Below are 16,990 nucleotides of genomic sequence, written 5' to 3'. Positions count from 1 at the left end.
GAATTTCCACCAAAATCGACTCGGGATTGCGATTCCTGCAACTCTGCACGATCTAGAGAACATGACGAACGCATCTGCTCCGACCTATCTTGACGCCAATGCAACCGAGCCTCTGCGACCCGCAGCGAGGGAGGCTGTGCTGTCCGGTCTGCTGCTGTCCGGCAATCCGTCTTCGGTCCACGCGGAAGGGCGCGAAGCCAGGCGATGTCTTGAAGATGCCCGTAGTCGTATCAGTGCGAGTTTCGGGCGGATTTCCGGGACCTGTGTGTTCACATCAGGTGGCACGGAGGCTGACGCAATGGCCATTCATGCGTTCGGTCAGGGGCGTCGGATCCTGATCGGCGCAACCGAGCATGATGCCGTTCGTAAGGCCGCCCCGAATGCGGACGTTATTCCGGTGAATGACCAGGGCATTCTGGACCTTGAAACTCTCCGTCAGCGTCTCGCGGATGGGGCACCAACACTTGTCTGTGTCATGGCCGCCAATAACGAGACAGGGGTTTTGTCGCCACTGGAGGATGTGGCTGCACTCTGCCGCGACTCGGGCGCACATCTGCATGTGGATGCGGTTCAGAGCGCTGGGCGACTGCCTTTCAGCCTGACTGAGTGCAGCGTTGCTCTCTCGGGGCACAAGATGGGCGGACCAAAAGGCGCAGGCGCGTTGCTGCTGCCACGGGATGAACCGATTGATGCCCTGATGGTGGGCGGTGGTCAGGAGCGCGGTCGGCGAGGAGGAACGCAACCTTTGCCAGCTATTCTGGGCATGGCTGCTGCTTTTGACGAGGCGCAGGCGCAAGACTGGTCCGCTATTGAGGCACTGCGGGAGCACGTCGAACAGGTGGCGATGGCAGCGGGAGCCCGTGTTGCCGGGCGTGAGGTCGCCCGCCTGCCGAACACAAGCTGCCTGATCCTCGACGGGGTTGCCGCACAGGTGCAGCTCATGACGCTTGATCTGGAAGGGTTTTGTGTGTCTGCCGGATCGGCATGCTCTTCTGGAAAGGTCGCGGCATCTCATGTTCTGACGGCGATGGGAGAGACGACCGGGGCCTCTCAGGCCATACGAGTGTCGTTGCCGTGGAATGTGAGGGCAGGGCAGGTTGACGCGTTTTGTGATGCCTATGAGCGTATGGCGCGTCGTTTAAGTAAACGTTAAGGCGCGCTCATGTGGTCATTTTCCAGCCTGAGTTTCCGGGCCTGCTCTTCCAGAAGGGCGCTGCGGGCGTTGATCCATCGGCCTAAAGGAGAAATGAGGCTGAGGAGTAGAATACCGAAGGCGATGGCAAACAGTGTGCTGCCAAGGGCGCGCGCGTCCATGAGGCATCCTCTGCCTGAAACAGGGTTCGAGGCTGAAAAGCCCATCTATATCTGGAACCGTAAGGATCTGTGTTGGTTAGTGGAAGGTATAGCGTGATTTATCTGGACTATTTTTCCACAACGCCCTGCGCCTCTGAGGTTGTGGAAGCAATGCTGCCCTGGTTCACAGAGGATTTTGGTAATCCACATAGTGTTCATGGCCCGGGCCAGAAAGCGGCGCAGGCTGTCGATGCAGCCCGCCAGACTATCGCTGACCTGATCGGGGCTGAAGCCCGGGAGCTCGTTTTTACGTCTGGAGCCACGGAAGCCAACAATCTTGCCATTAAGGGAGCCGCTCGCCACCTGAAGCGCATGGGCAATGAGCGTCGTCGCGTCATTACCGTCTCTACTGAGCATAAATGCGTTCTGGAATCCGTGCGGGATCTGGAGACTGAAGGCTTTGACCCTCTTATCCTGGGAGTGGACGGGCAAGGGCGTGTTGATTCCGAGGCTCTGCGGGAGGCACTGGCGGTGCCGACACTGCTTGTCAGCATCATGACGGCCAATAATGAGACGGGCATCCTGCAGGACATTCCACTCCTGTCACGAATCGCCCATGAGGCTGGAGCGTTGTTTCACACTGACATGGCGCAGATGGCGGGGAAGTTGCCTGTTTCGCTGGATGGTATCGATCTGGCGTCTTTTTCCGCGCACAAAATGTATGGCCCCAAGGGGATCGGTGCCCTGTATGTGCGGCGTCGGCCCCGTGTGCGACTACAGTCGCTCTTTTCCGGGGGAGGGCAGGAACGGGCCTTTCGTTCAGGCACATTGCCCACCCCTCTTGTCGTGGGGTTCGGGAAAGCTGCGGAGCTGGCGAAACAAAGATTGGATACGGATATTTTGCAGATTTCCGCCCTGCGGGATGATCTGTGGCGCCAGATTGAAACGGCACTTCCAGGGTGTGAACTGAATGGACGTGAAGTCTCGCGCCTGCCGGGTGCACTGAATTTCTGTCTGCCGGAAGGCGTGCGGGCGACGGACATCCTTGAACGGGTCCCGGAAGTTGCCATGTCTACGGGGTCAGCCTGCTCGGCCGCAGAAATTACCCCCTCTTATGTGCTGACGGCGATGGGACTTTCTGCAGAGAAAGCATCGCGGTGCTTGCGCCTGTCGGTCGGACGCTCTACCTCCAAGCCCGGTATTGACCGTGCGGCGGCTCTTCTGATCGAGGCTGTCCGTACCTGCCAACCTTCAAGAGACTGAAACAAGACGGACAGCCCATGCCCAAGATGACCTTTATCGAACGTGACGGTTCCCGCCGTGAAGTTGACGCGCCTGTCGGCCTGTCGGTGCTGGAAATCGCTCACAAGCATGACATTGACCTCGAAGGCGCCTGCGAAGGCTCCCTGGCCTGTGCGACGTGCCATGTCGTGGTGGACCCGGAATGGGCTGGTAAGCTGTCCGAGCCGACCGACGATGAAGAGGACATGCTGGATCTGGCCTTCGGCCTTGAGCAGACGTCCCGTCTGGGTTGTCAGATCGTTATGACCGAAGATCTGGACGGCCTGACTGTTCAGCTTCCAAAGGCGGGCTGAAGACCATGCGTATCCTCGTTGCCATGTCGGGAGGCGTGGACAGCTCCGTAGTGGCCGCGCTGCTCAAAAGGCAGGGCCACGAGGTGATCGGCGCGACCCTCCAGCTTTACGATCACGGTCAGGCGTCCAAGCCGGGGGCCTGTTGTGCCGGACGCGACATCATGGATGCCCGCGCCGTGGCGGATAAGCTGGATTTCCCGCATTACGTCATTGATGCGGAAAGTCGCTTTCGTGACAGCGTGATTGAGAACTTCGCGGATGCGTATGCGCGTGGGGAAACTCCCGTGCCATGCGTGGCCTGCAATCAGGGCGTGAAGTTCACGGATCTTCTGGGCATGGCCCGCGATCTGGGTTGTGAAGCGATGGCGACCGGACATTACGTCCGGCGTGTTGAAGGTCCGTCTGGTGCTGAAATGCATCGCCCTGTTGATGCAGAGCGGGACCAGACCTGGTTCCTGTTCGCGACGACGAAAGACCAGCTTGATTACCTTCGCTTCCCGCTCGGCGAGATGCCGGACAAGGCGCATGTGCGTGAACTGGCGCAGGAGCTAGGGCTGGAAATCGCGGCCAAGCCGGACAGTCAGGATATCTGCTTCGTTCCAAGCGGGTCTTACGTTGATATCGTGGAGAAGCTTCGTCCCGAAATTCGGGGTGAAGGCGAGATCGTGGATGAACAGGGCAAGGTCCTTGGGCATCATGAAGGCGTTGCGCGCTATACGGTTGGGCAGAGCAAGCGGCTGGGAGACATCCATACGGCCGTTGGCGAACGCCAGATGGTAACTCGGATTGATGTGCCAAAGCGCCGGATTGTTGTTGGACCTCGCGTTCAGGCGACCGAAGTTGAAACGCGCAAGGCGATCCGTCTGCGGGACATGAACTGGCTGATTGATGCTCCGCCGGAAGGTGTATCCTGTGGTGTGCAGATCCGTGCCCGTGAGAAGCTCCGGGATGCAGTGGTGAAGCCATTGGCGAATGGTGAGGCACTCGTTGAGCTTCTGGAGCCAGCCATGCCAGCCCCGGGGCAGGCCTGTGTTCTGTATGATGGGAGCCGTGTTCTGGGCGGCGGGTTTATTCTGGCGGGAGCGTAAGCATGGCGGGGACACTTCTGATCGGGTCGCGGCGGTATTCGTCCTGGTCTTTGCGTGGCTGGCTGGCCGTCAAGCTGGCGAAGCTGGATGTGGAAGAGAAGGTCATTGCTCTCAAGGGCGGTGGCAAGACTACGGAAATCCACGCACTGTCGCCCAACAAGCTGGTACCGTATTTGCAACATGATGGCGCGCATGTTTGGGAAAGTCTGGCCATCTGCGAATACTGCGCCGAGCACGAGCCCGCTCTTTGGCCGCAGGACCGTGTGGTGCGTGCTCATGCCCGCAGCATCAGCGCCCAGATGCACGCCGGTTTCCGCCCAATCCGGCAGAATTGCCCGATGGATGTGGAACGTGTTCCAGCGCCTTTGTCAGAAATCAGCGAAGACCTGGCCAAGGATGTTGCTCTGCTGAGTGAGACCCTGAAGGGGGCACTTCTGCGCTCCGGCACGGCCACGCCGTATCTGTTCGGGGACGTCCTGACGGTGGCTGACTGCATGTATGCGCCCGTCGCTATCCGGATTCACACGTATCAACTTAATGTTGACCCCGTTGTGAAAGCTTGGGTTCAGAGCATGTTGCACCATCCGCTCATGAAGGAATGGTACGGCCTTGCGGATGCAGAGCCTGTTGAGTGGCGACTGAACTACGAAGACAAGTAAGAGTCTGGCTTCGTTCAGTGGTGAACGAAGCCCATTCCAGTTTGAAGGGCGGTGCGAAACACATTAGACCAGATGCTGTTACCGCCGCCGCGGCCTCCACCAGGGCCACTGCCCGTCTGATTGAACGACGGGGCATCGTTGCTGTCAGCAGTTTCTGACATATCGGACGGTGCATGCGATGCGCAGCTTGCGAGCAGGAGCATACTGCATCCCAACAACAGTCGTTTCACATCTGTATCCCTTACCCGTAATGCCCTTCTTGTAAGTCACCTGTGGAAAAGCAGGTGTCATGTCAGGAAGTATCAGGAAGCGTAAGCAGATCTGACGAAACTCCGGTTCCAGCAGCACGCTGTTACAGTTGGACGGACAGGGAACCGCGAAACCGTGACAGCAAGACTTTCACCTGAGCAGAAACAGGCCCGGCGCGCGGGTTTGCATTATGTGGACAGGACGGAACCAGGAATTACCCGCAGACGAGCCGGCAAAGGCTTCGCCTATTACGATTCTTCCGGAGAGCGCATCACGGACCAGAGCGTTATTGGGCGCCTGAAACGCTTGGGAATTCCTCCGGCTTATCGCGATGTCTGGATCTGTGCTGATCCCGATGGTCATTTGCAAGCTGTTGGTACAGATGCGCGGGGGCGGTTGCAGTATCGCTATCATCCTAAATGGCGGGAAACCCGGGACGTCGCCAAGTTCGGTCGAATGCTTGTCTTCAGTGAGCATCTTCCTGCCTTGAGAGCGCAGGTGGCAAGGGATCTGGCGCGAAAGAAGCTGGACCGGGACCGCGTTCTAGCCGCGATTGTCTTCATCATGGAACGGACGATGGCCCGTATTGGAAATGACCGGTACGCACGCGAAAACCGTAGTTATGGCCTGACGACGCTGCGGCACCGGCATGTGGATGTGATCGGAAAGCACGTCACGCTTGATTTCAGGGCCAAACATGGGATTGAGCAGCATCTGGATTTGTCCGACGCTCGATTGGCGCGGCTTGTGTCACGGCTCGAAGATCTGCCGGGGCAACGTCTCTTCCAGTATCTGGATGAAAACGGTGAACGGCACGATGTGCACTCACAGGACGTGAACGACTACCTTCAGACCATCACTGGTGAGGACATTACGGCCAAAGATTTTCGCACTTGGGCTGCCACGCAACTGGCTGCCGTCACGCTCTGTGCCTTCAGTGGCTACGATACGAAAGCGAAAGCCAAAAAGCAGGTTGTGGAAGCGGTGAAGTCCGTGGCTGCCCGGCTTGGAAATACGCCTGCGGTCTGTCGCAAGAGCTATATTAATCCCTGTGTGGTGGATGGGCACCTGGACGGGACTTTAAGGGCCGCGTTTCAGAAACGGGCGCAGGATGTTCTGGATATGCCGGAGCATGGATTATCGGCTGAAGAAGCAGCGGTGACGGGCTTCCTGGCAAACCGTTTGCCGCATCTTCGAAATAACGGCACATCAAAGTCCTGAACCGCAGTATGTTGAAATCTTTCGCAGGAAACTCTGCCTGTTACAGAAGCTTCTGTTTCTGACGGACCGTATAAAAATGCGTCGCAACGGAATTGATGGCTGGCGACGGAAGGTCAGTGCATGATGCACTGTCAGGAGGAGAAGAACGGATGAACTCGCTGGGTCTCTTTGCCTTGCTGATGCTGGGAGCAACGTGTTTCGGGGTTTTGAACGAGCGCCTTTTCAAGCTCCCCCTGACCATCGGTATTCTCCTGATTTCCATGGTCATTTCGATGCTGATCATGCTGATCAATCCTCTGGTGCCAGGCTACGACCTTCAGCACATTCCCCGGACCCTTCTCGGGCAGGTCAATCTTCCAGAAACGCTTCTGGAAGGGGCTCTGTCCTTCCTTCTTTTCGCTGGGGCCATGCAGGTTAATCTCGGACTACTGCTCTCCCGCGGAAAGGCTGTAGCTGCACTGGCTATCTTGGGAACGGTATTGGCCGTAGGGCTGTTGGCAGGCGCAGCATGGTTAGTCTTTCCGCTGCTAGGCATGAATGTTCCTTTCAGCTGGTGTGTCGTTCTGGGGGCCATCCTCGCGCCGACGGATCCGGTTTCCGTCGTGGGAATGTTGCGTCGGCTAGGGTTGCCAGAAGCTCTTCAGGCCACCTTTGCAGGAGAAAGCCTGTTCAACGATGGCGTAGGCATTGTGATGTATGGGACCGTCATCGGTCTTGCGACTGGAGAGGTCCATAGCGTTGCAATGACGGATTTCATCGTTCGTTTTCTTGTGGAAGCGGTCGGTGGTGGTGTGCTGGGAGGTGTGCTGGGCTGGGTCGCCCTGAAAATCATTCGGGGCGTGCAGGACATGCAGATTGATCTGCTGGCTTCGCTGGCCTTGGCAACGGGCACTTACAGCCTCGCCAGCTCTTTGCACATGTCCGGCCCGATTGCCGTGGTTGTGGCAGGGATGTGGCTGGCGACCGATACAGGCAAGCGTGCAATTCCGGAGCATTCCCGCCAGGAGCTCACCACGTTCTGGGGGCTGATCGACGAAATCCTGAACGCATTGCTGTTCCTGCTGATCGGATTTGAGCTTCTCGAAATTACTCCACATCTGCCCAACCTTGTGGCGACACTCATCATCATTCCACTGTCCGTGATTGTTCGCGGACTGAGTGTGTTTCTGTCCACAATGCCGGTTCACCTGAAAAAAGGTGAGCGTGGCAGAGCTCTCGGTGTTTTGACCTGGGGTGGGCTTCGGGGCGGGATTTCCGTGGCATTGGCCCTGGGGTTGCCCCCGGGAGAACTGAGGGAGACGCTGCTGCCGGTTTGCTACGGGGTGGTGGTCTTTACAATCATCGTGCAGGGACTGACGATGGAGAAGGTGGTCAATCGGCTTTACCCGAAAGCCGCCAGTTGAGTGTATGCCTGCTGAGAGATTTTGGCAGACTGAAAATGGATCGGCAGGAGTGCGATAAAATGGTGACTTTAAAGCGGATGATGGTTCTACTAATCGTGACGGGTGCGGTCATGGGCGTGTCCGGGAATGCGTTTGCCGCCAAGGGGTTCCCGGGACAGGCAGGATGCTGGGCCGCTCTTCCGGGTGAAGACGAGCGACCGGAAGTGACGTGTCGGAGCTTCACGGAAGATTTGTTGAAAAGTCTTGAGAAAGCCACGCCTGCACAGGTGACGTCTATTCTGGGTGTTCCAGGCAAGGACCATAAGCCCACCTATTTCGAGAGCGCGAACAAAACGCCCGGAGCCTATAACGGCTACGTTGAGCTGACATACACGGCCGGACACGTCTCGGATCTGTCTGCTGTTTTGACGCAGGTTCAGCCGAACGGCATGGCAAGTGACGAGAAGGATTATCAGTGGGGCGTCAGTAAGGCTGGTTGCTCCGATTTTCCGGGAAGCAAGAAAGCCTGCGATACGTCCAACTAAAGAACTGCGCTCTGGATTCAGTCTCTCAGATCCAGAGCCACCAGTTTTTCGCGGCAGGTAATGAAGAGGCGCCTGCTCTCCGGGCCGCCAAATGTGCAGTTTGTTGGTGACCACGGAAGAGGGATGGACCCAAGCGTACAGCCCGAGGCGTCGAGCACGTAAATCCCATTATCTGCGGTGGTCCACACCCATCCGCGATGGTCTACGGCCAAGCCATCAGGGACGCCGTTTTCCGTGCTGTAGAAGGGGCGCTTTCCTGTCAGCTTTCCATGGCGGCCGACATCAAACGCATGAATGTGGCAGCCGGGCCCGCCAATTTTTCTGGATGTGTCCGTTACGTATAGGGTTTTCCTGTCTGGCGAAAAGGCCAGAGCGTCGGGCTGATCCAGATCAGCCATGCGCGTCAGATCCCCAGTTTTTCGATCGTATCGATACACGCTGCGATGGGGAAGTTCTGGTGCCGCGATATACCCTTCTCTCGCAGAGTGGATGCCGAAGATTGGGTCAGTGAACCAGAGGGTATGATTGGGGCCAGTGATAATGGCATTTGGGGCGTTAAGGCGGCCGCCCTGGTAGTGCGTGATGAGGGGCAGGGTTTCCTGACCGTCCTGTGAAAGACTGATGCAGCGACGTCCCTGTTCGCAATGCACCAGCGTGCCATCCGGGAGGAGGGCATTGCCGTTGATGAACCACGTGGGATCAATAATGGTGTGGACATGGCCGTCCGGGTGCCATGCCATCACTCTGCGTGAGATGACATCTGACCAGATGAGCCTGTTGCGGTCCTGATCCCAGACCGGGCTGTCGCCCAGCGTTGTTCCCTCGTGGAGCAGCAGAAGCGGAATATCGAAATCCAGAACGGCAGCGAGTGCCGGGTCATCAATCCGGATGCCTGGAAGAGGGCCTGATGTTTCTGGTGCACCCGGTAACCGCAGGAATGTACCAATCAGAGCGTTCTTCACGCGGCGCGTCTTATCTGAATACGCATTGCGACTTTCTCAGCCATATTTGTGGCGCAGGCCTACAGCAGTGTTTGGCTTCCCCGGACAGAGCCTTCGGAAAAGCGATATTTTACAAAAACGCCCTGATGTTCACGGGGTTCATGCCGGATACATTTTGCATCCTTCGGGGGTGGCCTGCCGTAGAAAGATGCCGAGTTCCCGGAATGTGCTGGCACGTGGATCTGAGGCGCGCCACACGAGGCCGATTGTCCGACTTGCTTCGGGTTCGGAAAGGGGGCGAACGGTAATGAGGTTCTCAAAATCCATCCGGTTGCGCAGAGCAAGCCGGGGAATGAGCGAGAAGCCTTCGCCCGCACCAATCATGTGCCAGAGCATCTCCAGGCTTGTGGCCAGTCTGGTCTCGCGCTGTCTGGGAATGGTTGGGCAGATGGACAGCGCCTGATCGCGAAGACAGTGGCCGTCTTCCAGTAACAGAAGATCAGGTCGACCCAGCTGTTTCAGGGAGATCCTGTTCTTGCCAGCCAGTTCGTGCGTAACCGGAAAAACCCCCAGAAAAGCCTCTTCGAAAAGAGGAAGTGCTTCCAGCGCCTCCGACGGAGCAGGCAGAGCCATCAGAGCCAGATCGAGTTCGTTGTTTCGCAGAGACTGGACCAGCGTATCCGTCGTTCCTTCTGTCAGGCGCAGATTCAGGTTCGGATAGGACTGCCGCAGATGGGGAAGCGTGCCGGGAATATAATACGGGCCAAGCGTCGGGATGACGCCCAGGCGCAGGATGCCATCCAGCGGGCTGGTGCGCGTCCGTGCGACTTCCAGAAGATTCCGGGCTGCCGTTAAAACTTCACGGCCAAGCGCAATCAGGCGCTCTCCATCAGGTGTGGGGGCAACATGCCTGCGCGAGCGCTCGAACAGCGTAACGTCCAGAAGCTGCTCCAGCTTGCGGACCTGCTCGGAAAGGCCCGCCTGGCTCACACCACAGCGTTCTGCCGCGCGGGAGAAATTGCGCAGGTCATCCACTGCCACGACATATTCGATGTCCCGAAGGGACAGGCCGGAAAGGGGAACGTAACTCATGAATTATAGATAATACCGAACACCAAAATATGGAAGTGCGGTTTTTCCTATATTTGCATGAAAGCGTCATCGGCCTTGGCAAGACACATCTGCTGACGAAGCGTATAAGGTTTCAAAGAATTTCCACAGCAAGGATGAAGACTCCATGACACAGCGCGCTGCTCTCGTGACCGGTGGTTCCCGTGGTATCGGGGCCGCAATCGCCCTTCGTCTGGCCACAGACGGATATGACGTTGCGATCTCTTATGCCAGCAACGAAAGAGCTGCTGCGGATATCGTCAGCAAGATTGAAGCCAAGGGCCGCAAGGCTGTTGCCATCAAGGCCAATGGCGGAACAGCGGAAGGTAACCGCGCTGTTGTCACGAAGGCCGTGGAAACATTTGGTCGGCTGGATGCACTCGTCTGTAACGCCGGCATTTATCCTTATGGGCCGATCGATCAGATGACTGTTGAGCAGATCGATCAGGTGCTGAACCTGAATGTTCGTGCCGTTATGATCGAGACGATGGAAGCTGTGAAACATCTGGGGCAGGGTGGTCGCCTGATTTACATCGGCTCTGCTTTTGGTGCTCGCGCACCTTTCCCGGGTATTTCCCTTTACTCCGCTACCAAGGCGGCTCTGGAAGGCTTTGCCCGCGGCGTAGCGCGTGATGTGGGGCCGAAGGGGATTACCGTTAATGTGGTCGAGCCAGGTCCGATTGATACGGATCTGAACCCGGCTGACGGCGAAGGTGCGGCCCTGATCAGCAGTTTCACTGCGACGAATTCCTACGGCAAGGTTGCTGATATTGCGGATTTCGTAGGCTTCCTTGCAAGCCCTGTGGCCTCTTACATTACGGGCGCGTCCCTCCCGGTAGATGGCGGTCTGACGGCCTGATCTAAATTAACGTGCGGTCTATCCTGTTTTCTCTCCTTGTTATCGGAGCGGATGCGCAACATTCTCCCTGCGAAAGTCGTGGGCAGGGGGATGCCGCGTAAACGCTAAAGGAAAACAGGATGACGTTCGGGCGCAGGTTTTTTCTGGCAAATACAATGCTGTTTTCAGCCAGTATCGCTTTGACCGGGCGTGCATCGGCTGCGGCAGCTTCAGATGGAGCGGGCGATGACATGACCCGCTTCATCTATGCAATGCCAAAGGCCGAAATGCATGTGCATATTGAAGGCACGCTTGAGCCGGAAATGAAGTTCCGTCTGGCCCAGCGCAATGGGGTCTCCCTGCCGTACAGCACGGTTGAAGACATGCGGGCCAGTTATAACTTCCACGACCTTCAGAGCTTTCTGAAGATTTTCTATGAGGGCAAAACCGTTTTGCTCAAGGAGCAGGATTTCTATGACCTCACATATGCCTATCTGACCAAAGCAGCCTCCCAGAATGTGCTGTATGCGGAGATATTCTTCGATCCGCAGATGCATACGGATCGTGGCATCCCATTCGCTACGGTTATGAATGGTCTCACGCGGGCGCAGGCTGATGGCCGCCGCAATCTGAAGATCGACTCCCAGCTCGTTCTTTGCTTCGAGCGGGAACTGACGGCTGAGTCTGCCATGAAGACGCTGGAGGCAGCGCTTCCGTACCGTCAGCATATTGTCGGCATTGGGTTGGACTCTGACGAGAAGAACAATCCCCCTGACAAATTCCGGGAGGTGTTTGCCCGCGCCCGTAAAGCCGGTTTCCACCTGACGATGCATTGTGACCTGAACCAGCTCGATACGCATGAACATATCCGGCAGGTGCTGGAAGACATTCAGGCAGACCGCATTGATCATGGCGGCAATATTCTGGAGCGTCCGGATCTGGTGGCTGTGGCAAAACGCAGAGGCACAGCGTTTACCGTTTGCCCGGTTGCCTGTGGCTGGCTGCGGGAAAATGGTGAAAACATCAACATCATTCGCGGAATGCTCGATCAGGGGCTGAAAGTTACGGTCGCATCTGATGATCCTGCGTACATGAAGAGCAATTATGTGGCGGAGAGCCTGGTCGTGGCGCAGGGCGATGGCGCGTTGAGCAAAGGCGATCTTCTGACGCTGGCGCGAAACAGTTTTGAGGCTGCCTGGATCAGCCCGGCGCAGCGCAAAATCTATCTGGGCAAGCTGGAAGCCTTTCGTCGTCAGTGGGCTTGAAGGACTGGTCAGTGGGGCTGATATGAAATAGGTAGTGGTGATGAGGGTTTGATCTCTGTTCGGTTTGACCGATCAATCATATTGACAGGAACTGTTTCCTGACCTTCTCATTTTGTGGGACATAGGTTCCGCAACCTAACACGAGCGACAAAGCAGGAGACCTTCTGATGGTTCGCATTAACTCCACACTGGCCCCGTTCTCGACCGATGCATTCCGCAACGGCGAATTCCTGACGGTCACGGATGCAGACGTCCGTGGCAAGTGGTCCGTCTTCTTCTTCTATCCGGCAGACTTCACGTTCGTCTGCCCGACGGAACTCGAAGATCTGGCTGACAATCAGGCCGCTTTCGACAAGCTGGGCGTTGAAATCTATTCTGTTTCCACGGACAAGCATTTCACGCACAAGGCCTGGCACGACACGTCCCCGGCTATTGGCAAGATCAAGTACACCATGCTGGGCGACCCGACGGGCGTAATCTCCCGCAACTTCGGTGTTCTGATCGAAGAAGCTGGCCTGGCTGATCGCGGCACGTTCCTGCTCGATCCGGAAGGCAAGGTTCAGTACATCGAAATCACGGCTGGTGGCGTTGGCCGCTCCGCGACGGAACTGCTGGAGAAGATCCAGGCTGCACAGTATGTCGCCACGCATCCGGGTGAAGTCTGCCCGGCCAAGTGGAAGGAAGGCGGCGAAACGCTGAAGCCTTCTCTCGACCTCGTCGGCAAGATCTGATTTTGCCGGGTGAGGCGGGATCGCCTTACCATTCCCTGTCCCTTCATCGGGACAGGGCTCTTCAAGATTTCACCAAATTTAAATTGCTGGAGAAAACGATGCTTCAGGACGACCTGAAAACCCAGATGCGCGCCTATATGGAATATCTGCGCAGTGACGTCGTGCTGGAAGCTACCCTTGGCACCGACGAGCGCTCCGCCGAAGTGCGTGGATTGCTGGAAGACCTTGCCAGCCTGTCCAACAAGGTGACGTTCTCCGACGCCGGAACTGCTTCCCGTCGCCCATCTTTCCTGATTCGCCGGGCCGGTTCGGTTGAAGCCGTGACATTCGCCGGCCTCCCGATGGGGCATGAGTTTACCTCGCTGGTCCTTGCGCTGCTTCAGGTAAGCGGTCATCCGCCCAAGATCGACGCTGATCTTGTTGAGCAGATCAAAGCGCTGGACGGGGATTTCCATTTCGAGACTTATTTCTCCCAGTCCTGCCAGAATTGCCCGGATGTTGTGCAGGCGCTGAACGCCATGAGCGTCCTGAATCCGAAAATCCATCACGTCGCGATTGATGGGGCGGATTTTCAGGAAGAAGTCGAACGCCTTGGCATTCGGTCTGTGCCGCAGGTCTATCTGAATGGGCAGCCATTTGCCTCTGGTCGCATGGAAGTCGCGGATATTCTGGCAAAGCTGGATGCGTCTTCTGTTGAGCGTGCGGCTGCCAAGCTGAACGACGTTGCACCATTTGATGTTCTGGTACTGGGCGCGGGCCCGGCGGGTGCATCCGCAGCGATTTATGCTGCACGTAAAGGCTTGCGGACGGGCCTCGTTGCGGACCGTTTCGGTGGTCAGGTGATGGATACGGCTGGCATCGAGAACTTCATTTCCGTCAAGGAAACAGAAGGCCCACAGCTATCTGCTGCGCTTGAAGCCCATGTGCGCCAGTATGACGTGCAGATCATCGCGTCCCAGAAAGCTGCCAAACTTGTTCCGGCGGCTCAGATTGGTGGCTTGCATGAGATCGCTCTGGAAAGTGGGGCGAGCCTGCATTCCAAGACGGTCATTCTGGCAACCGGTGCACGGTGGCGGCAGCTAGGCGTTCCGGGTGAAGAGGAATATCGCACCAAGGGCGTGGCCTACTGCCCACATTGCGATGGCCCGTTCTACAAGGGGCGCCCTGTTGTTGTGACGGGCGGCGGCAATAGCGGTGTAGAAGCAGCGATTGATCTGGCGAATATCGTTTCACACGTTACGCTTTTGCAGCGCGGTGCGCACCTGAAAGCGGATAAGGTGTTGCAGGACAAGTTGCTGAGCCTGCCCAATGTCACGGTTCTGATGAGTGCGCTCACCACGAAGATCGAAGGTGACGGCAAGGAAGTCACGGGCCTGACTTACAGCGATGCTGATGGCGGCCTGCACCACATCAAGACGGACGGCGTATTCGTTCAGATCGGTCTGCTGCCAAATACGGACTGGTTGAAGGGAACCCTGGATCTGAGCCCGTATGGTGAGATCGTAATCAACGATCATTGCGCAACATCAGTGCCGGGGATCTACGCTGCGGGTGATGCGACGACAGTGCCGTATAAGCAGATTGTCATTGCCATGGGTGAAGGTGCAAAGGCCTCCCTGTCTGCCTTTGACTACCTGATCCGCTTGCCTGTGCAGGCATAATTGGTGAGGCCTTGGGGAGAAGGAAAAGGATGTATATGGTTCAGGCCATGCATCCTTATCTGCTTCCCCTCCTTGCCTTCGCACTGACTGCCGCCGTTTTCACCATTACGCCGGGCTTGGATACCGCCATGACCCTCCGAACGGCCACGACGTCTGGCTGGAAAGCCGGACTGGCAGCGGTTATGGGAATCTGTCTTGGGCTTGGTGTCTGGGGCCTGGGAGCGGCTTTTGGTCTGACCGCCCTTTTGGCGGCGTCAGAGACAGCATTCACAGCCGTCAAATGGGCAGGTGCTCTTTATCTGGGATGGATAGGCATCAAGCTGCTTCTACATCCTCGATCATCCTTGTCGAAAGAAGAGGCTGAAGCAGCCATTGAGCAGCCGACGAACCGTCCAGAGGCAGGACTGGCCTTTCGGCGCGGTTTGCTGAGCAATTTGCTGAACCCCAAGGTTGGCGTCTTTTACATGACGTTTATGCCGCAGTTCATTCCGCCTCATGTCAACGTGCGCGAATTTTCGCTCCTGCTAACTGCTATCCAAGCGTTGCTGTCTTTTGCATGGCTTGGACTGCTGGTCGCCTTGACCATTCCCCTTGGACGCTTTCTGTCTAGCCCGACTGTCGTACGGCGTATGGACCGCCTGACCGGCAGCGTTTTCTTGCTGTTCAGCCTTAAGCTGGCACTTGCCCGTCGGGCTTGAGAGCAGACTCGATTTCTCAGCACTTTTTGTGGCAGGCTCACAGCAGCAGGTCTTCTTGAATCTGGTATGCGGGGTCTGCTGATGAATGCTGTTCTGAAAGGAGCTCGATCATGAGTGCAAAATTTGAACTCTATACCGACACTGCTGGCGAATATCGTTTTCGCCTGAAAGCAGCTAACGGAGAGAATATTCTTGCCAGTGAAGGGTACAAGCAGAAAGCCAGTGCGGTGAATGGTATTGCTTCCGTTCAGAAGCATGCCCCTGACGACGCCCATTATGAGCGTAAGATTTCAGCGTCTGGAAAGCCGTTCTTTAATCTGAAGGCTTCAAACGGGCAGGTGATTGGCAGCAGTCAGGCGTACAGCAGCGAGAGTGCGCGGAATGCCGGGCTTGAATCCGTTAAGAAAAATGCACCGTCAGCTGTGACAGTGGATACTGTATAAGAAGATCTGTTAATCTGCCTCTGCATCATTTTGGTACTATTGATGCAGGGGTATGTAGTAAAATCTAAGCTATAAAACTTATATTTTTAACGAAAGCCGTAAGTTGGCTCCGGCTAACCACCTTCACGGTTTCGACGATCAACGGCAAAACTTATCTGAGAACACTGGTTGTCGTGTGCTTTTTGCGGGGATCAATGGTCCGCACCGCACAGGGAGAGGTCGCTGTTGAAGATATCTGCATTGGCGATGAAGTTACCGTTTATGACTGGCAGGCTCAGGCCGAAGTAAATCGTCCGGTCGTGTGGGTTGGAACCAAAAAGGCCTTTGTCTGCCCAGGACTGCCTGATGACAAAGCTGGTTATCCGGTCCGTGTTCTCAAGGATGCCATCTCAGATGGTGTGCCCTATGAAGACTTGCTGATCACCGCTGAGCATTGCCTGTTCTTCGACGGTAAATTCGTACCTGTGCGGATGCTCGTAAACGGTCGCTCCATTTTTTACGACAAGAGCATCACGTCTTACGACTATTACCATGTAGAGACGGAGCAGCACTCTGTTATCACTGCGAATGGCGTTCTTACAGAGAGCTATCTGGACACAGGAAATCGTCGCTCATTTGCTCAAAGCGGCAATGTCGTCGCCTTGGGTGGCCGTGCTAAAACATGGGCTGAAGACGGGAATGCGCCGCTGGATGTCAGGCGTGAGTTTGTGGAGCCGCTATTCCACCAGTTTGATGCGCGTGCCAGCAAGGTCTGCTCAGAGACGGTTTCCGAAGATGCACCTCTTACGGACGGTGCCGATCTTCACCTGGTGACGGACACGGACATGGTTATTCGCAAGACCCGTGAAGCCAATGACCGTGTCATGTTCATGATCCCTGCCAACGTTAAAAGCGTGCGGATTGTCTCCAGGACCAGCCGCCCGAGTGACGTTATCGGCCCGTTTGTAGATGACCGACGCAACCTCGGTGTTCTGATTGGTGATATCACTCTGTTTGAAGAGAGCCGTACTCACAGGATTACAGCTCATCTGAAGACTGAGACGCTGGAAGGCTGGAGCAATCCGGAGAAGGGTAACATGCGCTGGACAGCCGGTCGTGGTCTTCTGCCGCTTGGTAGCCGCCCTTCCAACAGCATTGCCATTCTTGCTCTGCAGATCAAAGCTGGCGGACCATACAAACTGGCCCCTCAGAACAACGCAGGCCTATCGCTTACAGCCTGAGGCCCGGTATTTCCTGCTTTGGCTCTGTCCCCTTGTCGGGGGCAGAGACTT

At 56.5% G+C, this 16,990-nt stretch carries 19 protein-coding genes; 15 read left to right on the top strand and 4 right to left on the bottom strand.

Features of this window, described 5'->3' with window-relative positions; all coding sequences use genetic code 11:
- The first annotated feature begins 61 nt into the window (after positions 1–61).
- The gene (locus HK24_RS03965; protein ID WP_086633406.1) at positions 62–1,153 is read left to right on the top strand and encodes a cysteine desulfurase family protein; all 1,092 of its coding nucleotides are present in this window, start codon (positions 62–64) and stop codon (positions 1,151–1,153) included.
- On the opposite strand, the gene HK24_RS13565 is transcribed toward HK24_RS03965, so the two are convergent.
- Entirely contained in the window at positions 1,150–1,314 is a 165-nt protein-coding gene (locus HK24_RS13565; protein ID WP_158092987.1) for a hypothetical protein, read from the bottom strand. The genes HK24_RS03965 and HK24_RS13565 overlap by 4 nt on opposite strands.
- Positions 1,315–1,407: 93 nt before the next feature.
- Here HK24_RS13565 and HK24_RS03960 point away from each other — a divergent pair, with 93 nt between their 5' ends.
- The 4 genes from HK24_RS03960 to HK24_RS03945 are packed head-to-tail and all read left to right on the top strand — an operon-like array spanning position 1,408 to position 4,635.
- Positions 1,408–2,556 (top strand): cysteine desulfurase family protein, encoded by a 1,149-nt coding sequence (locus HK24_RS03960; protein WP_086633405.1) that lies wholly within the window; start codon positions 1,408–1,410, stop codon positions 2,554–2,556.
- A 17-nt stretch (positions 2,557–2,573) separates the two neighbouring features.
- The gene (locus tag HK24_RS03955) at positions 2,574–2,888 is read left to right on the top strand and encodes a ferredoxin family 2Fe-2S iron-sulfur cluster binding protein (protein ID WP_046900759.1); all 315 of its coding nucleotides are present in this window, start codon (positions 2,574–2,576) and stop codon (positions 2,886–2,888) included.
- 5 nt (positions 2,889–2,893) lie between these two features.
- Positions 2,894–3,976, top strand: coding sequence for a tRNA 2-thiouridine(34) synthase MnmA (gene mnmA / locus HK24_RS03950; protein ID WP_086633404.1), 1,083 nt, complete (start codon positions 2,894–2,896; stop codon positions 3,974–3,976).
- A 2-nt stretch (positions 3,977–3,978) separates the two neighbouring features.
- Positions 3,979–4,635, top strand: a complete 657-nt coding sequence (locus tag HK24_RS03945; RefSeq protein WP_086633403.1) for a glutathione S-transferase family protein — start codon at positions 3,979–3,981, stop codon at positions 4,633–4,635.
- A gap of 144 nt (positions 4,636–4,779) precedes the next feature.
- Here HK24_RS03945 and HK24_RS03940 read toward each other — a convergent pair whose 3' ends face one another.
- Positions 4,780–4,926, bottom strand: a complete 147-nt coding sequence (locus tag HK24_RS03940; protein ID WP_233126095.1) for a hypothetical protein — start codon at positions 4,924–4,926, stop codon at positions 4,780–4,782.
- Positions 4,927–5,019: 93 nt separating this feature from the next.
- Here HK24_RS03940 and HK24_RS03935 point away from each other — a divergent pair, with 93 nt between their 5' ends.
- The 3 genes from HK24_RS03935 (at position 5,020) to HK24_RS03925 (ending at position 8,032) form a co-directional block, all read left to right on the top strand.
- Complete coding sequence (locus HK24_RS03935) at positions 5,020–6,105, top strand: DNA topoisomerase IB (protein WP_086633401.1); 1,086 nt, start codon at positions 5,020–5,022, stop codon at positions 6,103–6,105.
- Positions 6,106–6,254: 149 nt separating this feature from the next.
- A complete protein-coding gene (locus HK24_RS03930) occupies positions 6,255–7,508 on the top strand; it encodes a sodium:proton antiporter (protein WP_086633400.1) in 1,254 nt (417 codons plus the stop codon).
- A gap of 59 nt (positions 7,509–7,567) precedes the next feature.
- The gene (locus HK24_RS03925; RefSeq protein WP_233126094.1) at positions 7,568–8,032 is read left to right on the top strand and encodes a hypothetical protein; all 465 of its coding nucleotides are present in this window, start codon (positions 7,568–7,570) and stop codon (positions 8,030–8,032) included.
- 17 nt (positions 8,033–8,049) lie between these two features.
- On the opposite strand, the gene HK24_RS03920 is transcribed toward HK24_RS03925, so the two are convergent.
- Together HK24_RS03920 and HK24_RS03915 are read right to left on the bottom strand one after the other, a co-directional pair.
- The gene (locus HK24_RS03920) at positions 8,050–8,994 is read right to left on the bottom strand and encodes an SMP-30/gluconolactonase/LRE family protein (protein WP_086633399.1); all 945 of its coding nucleotides are present in this window, start codon (positions 8,992–8,994) and stop codon (positions 8,050–8,052) included.
- A gap of 138 nt (positions 8,995–9,132) precedes the next feature.
- Entirely contained in the window at positions 9,133–10,065 is a 933-nt protein-coding gene (locus tag HK24_RS03915; protein ID WP_086633398.1) for a hydrogen peroxide-inducible genes activator, read from the bottom strand.
- A gap of 145 nt (positions 10,066–10,210) precedes the next feature.
- On the opposite strand from HK24_RS03915, the gene HK24_RS03910 reads away from it, so the two are divergent.
- The 7 genes from HK24_RS03910 (at position 10,211) to HK24_RS03880 (ending at position 16,939) form a co-directional block, all read left to right on the top strand.
- Entirely contained in the window at positions 10,211–10,942 is a 732-nt protein-coding gene (locus tag HK24_RS03910) for an SDR family oxidoreductase (protein WP_086633397.1), read from the top strand.
- Between the two features lie 119 nt (positions 10,943–11,061).
- Complete coding sequence (add, locus tag HK24_RS03905) at positions 11,062–12,186, top strand: adenosine deaminase (RefSeq protein ID WP_086633396.1); 1,125 nt, start codon at positions 11,062–11,064, stop codon at positions 12,184–12,186.
- Between the two features lie 167 nt (positions 12,187–12,353).
- Positions 12,354–12,917, top strand: a complete 564-nt coding sequence (gene ahpC / locus HK24_RS03900; protein ID WP_046900770.1) for an alkyl hydroperoxide reductase subunit C — start codon at positions 12,354–12,356, stop codon at positions 12,915–12,917.
- Positions 12,918–13,015: 98 nt separating this feature from the next.
- A complete protein-coding gene (gene ahpF / locus HK24_RS03895) occupies positions 13,016–14,578 on the top strand; it encodes an alkyl hydroperoxide reductase subunit F (RefSeq protein WP_086633580.1) in 1,563 nt (520 codons plus the stop codon).
- A gap of 35 nt (positions 14,579–14,613) precedes the next feature.
- Complete coding sequence (locus tag HK24_RS03890; RefSeq protein WP_233126093.1) at positions 14,614–15,276, top strand: LysE family translocator; 663 nt, start codon at positions 14,614–14,616, stop codon at positions 15,274–15,276.
- 110 nt (positions 15,277–15,386) lie between these two features.
- Positions 15,387–15,719, top strand: coding sequence for a YegP family protein (locus HK24_RS03885; protein ID WP_086633394.1), 333 nt, complete (start codon positions 15,387–15,389; stop codon positions 15,717–15,719).
- 173 nt (positions 15,720–15,892) lie between these two features.
- A complete protein-coding gene (locus HK24_RS03880; protein ID WP_255376432.1) occupies positions 15,893–16,939 on the top strand; it encodes a Hint domain-containing protein in 1,047 nt (348 codons plus the stop codon).
- Positions 16,940–16,990: the final 51 nt, after the last annotated feature.

Source organism: Gluconobacter sp. DsW_058 (assembly GCF_002153615.1).
GTDB classification, from domain to species: domain Bacteria; phylum Pseudomonadota; class Alphaproteobacteria; order Acetobacterales; family Acetobacteraceae; genus Gluconobacter; species Gluconobacter cerinus.
Note: the sequence above shows the minus strand (reverse complement) of the source record. Positions and strands in the feature narration are given on the sequence as shown.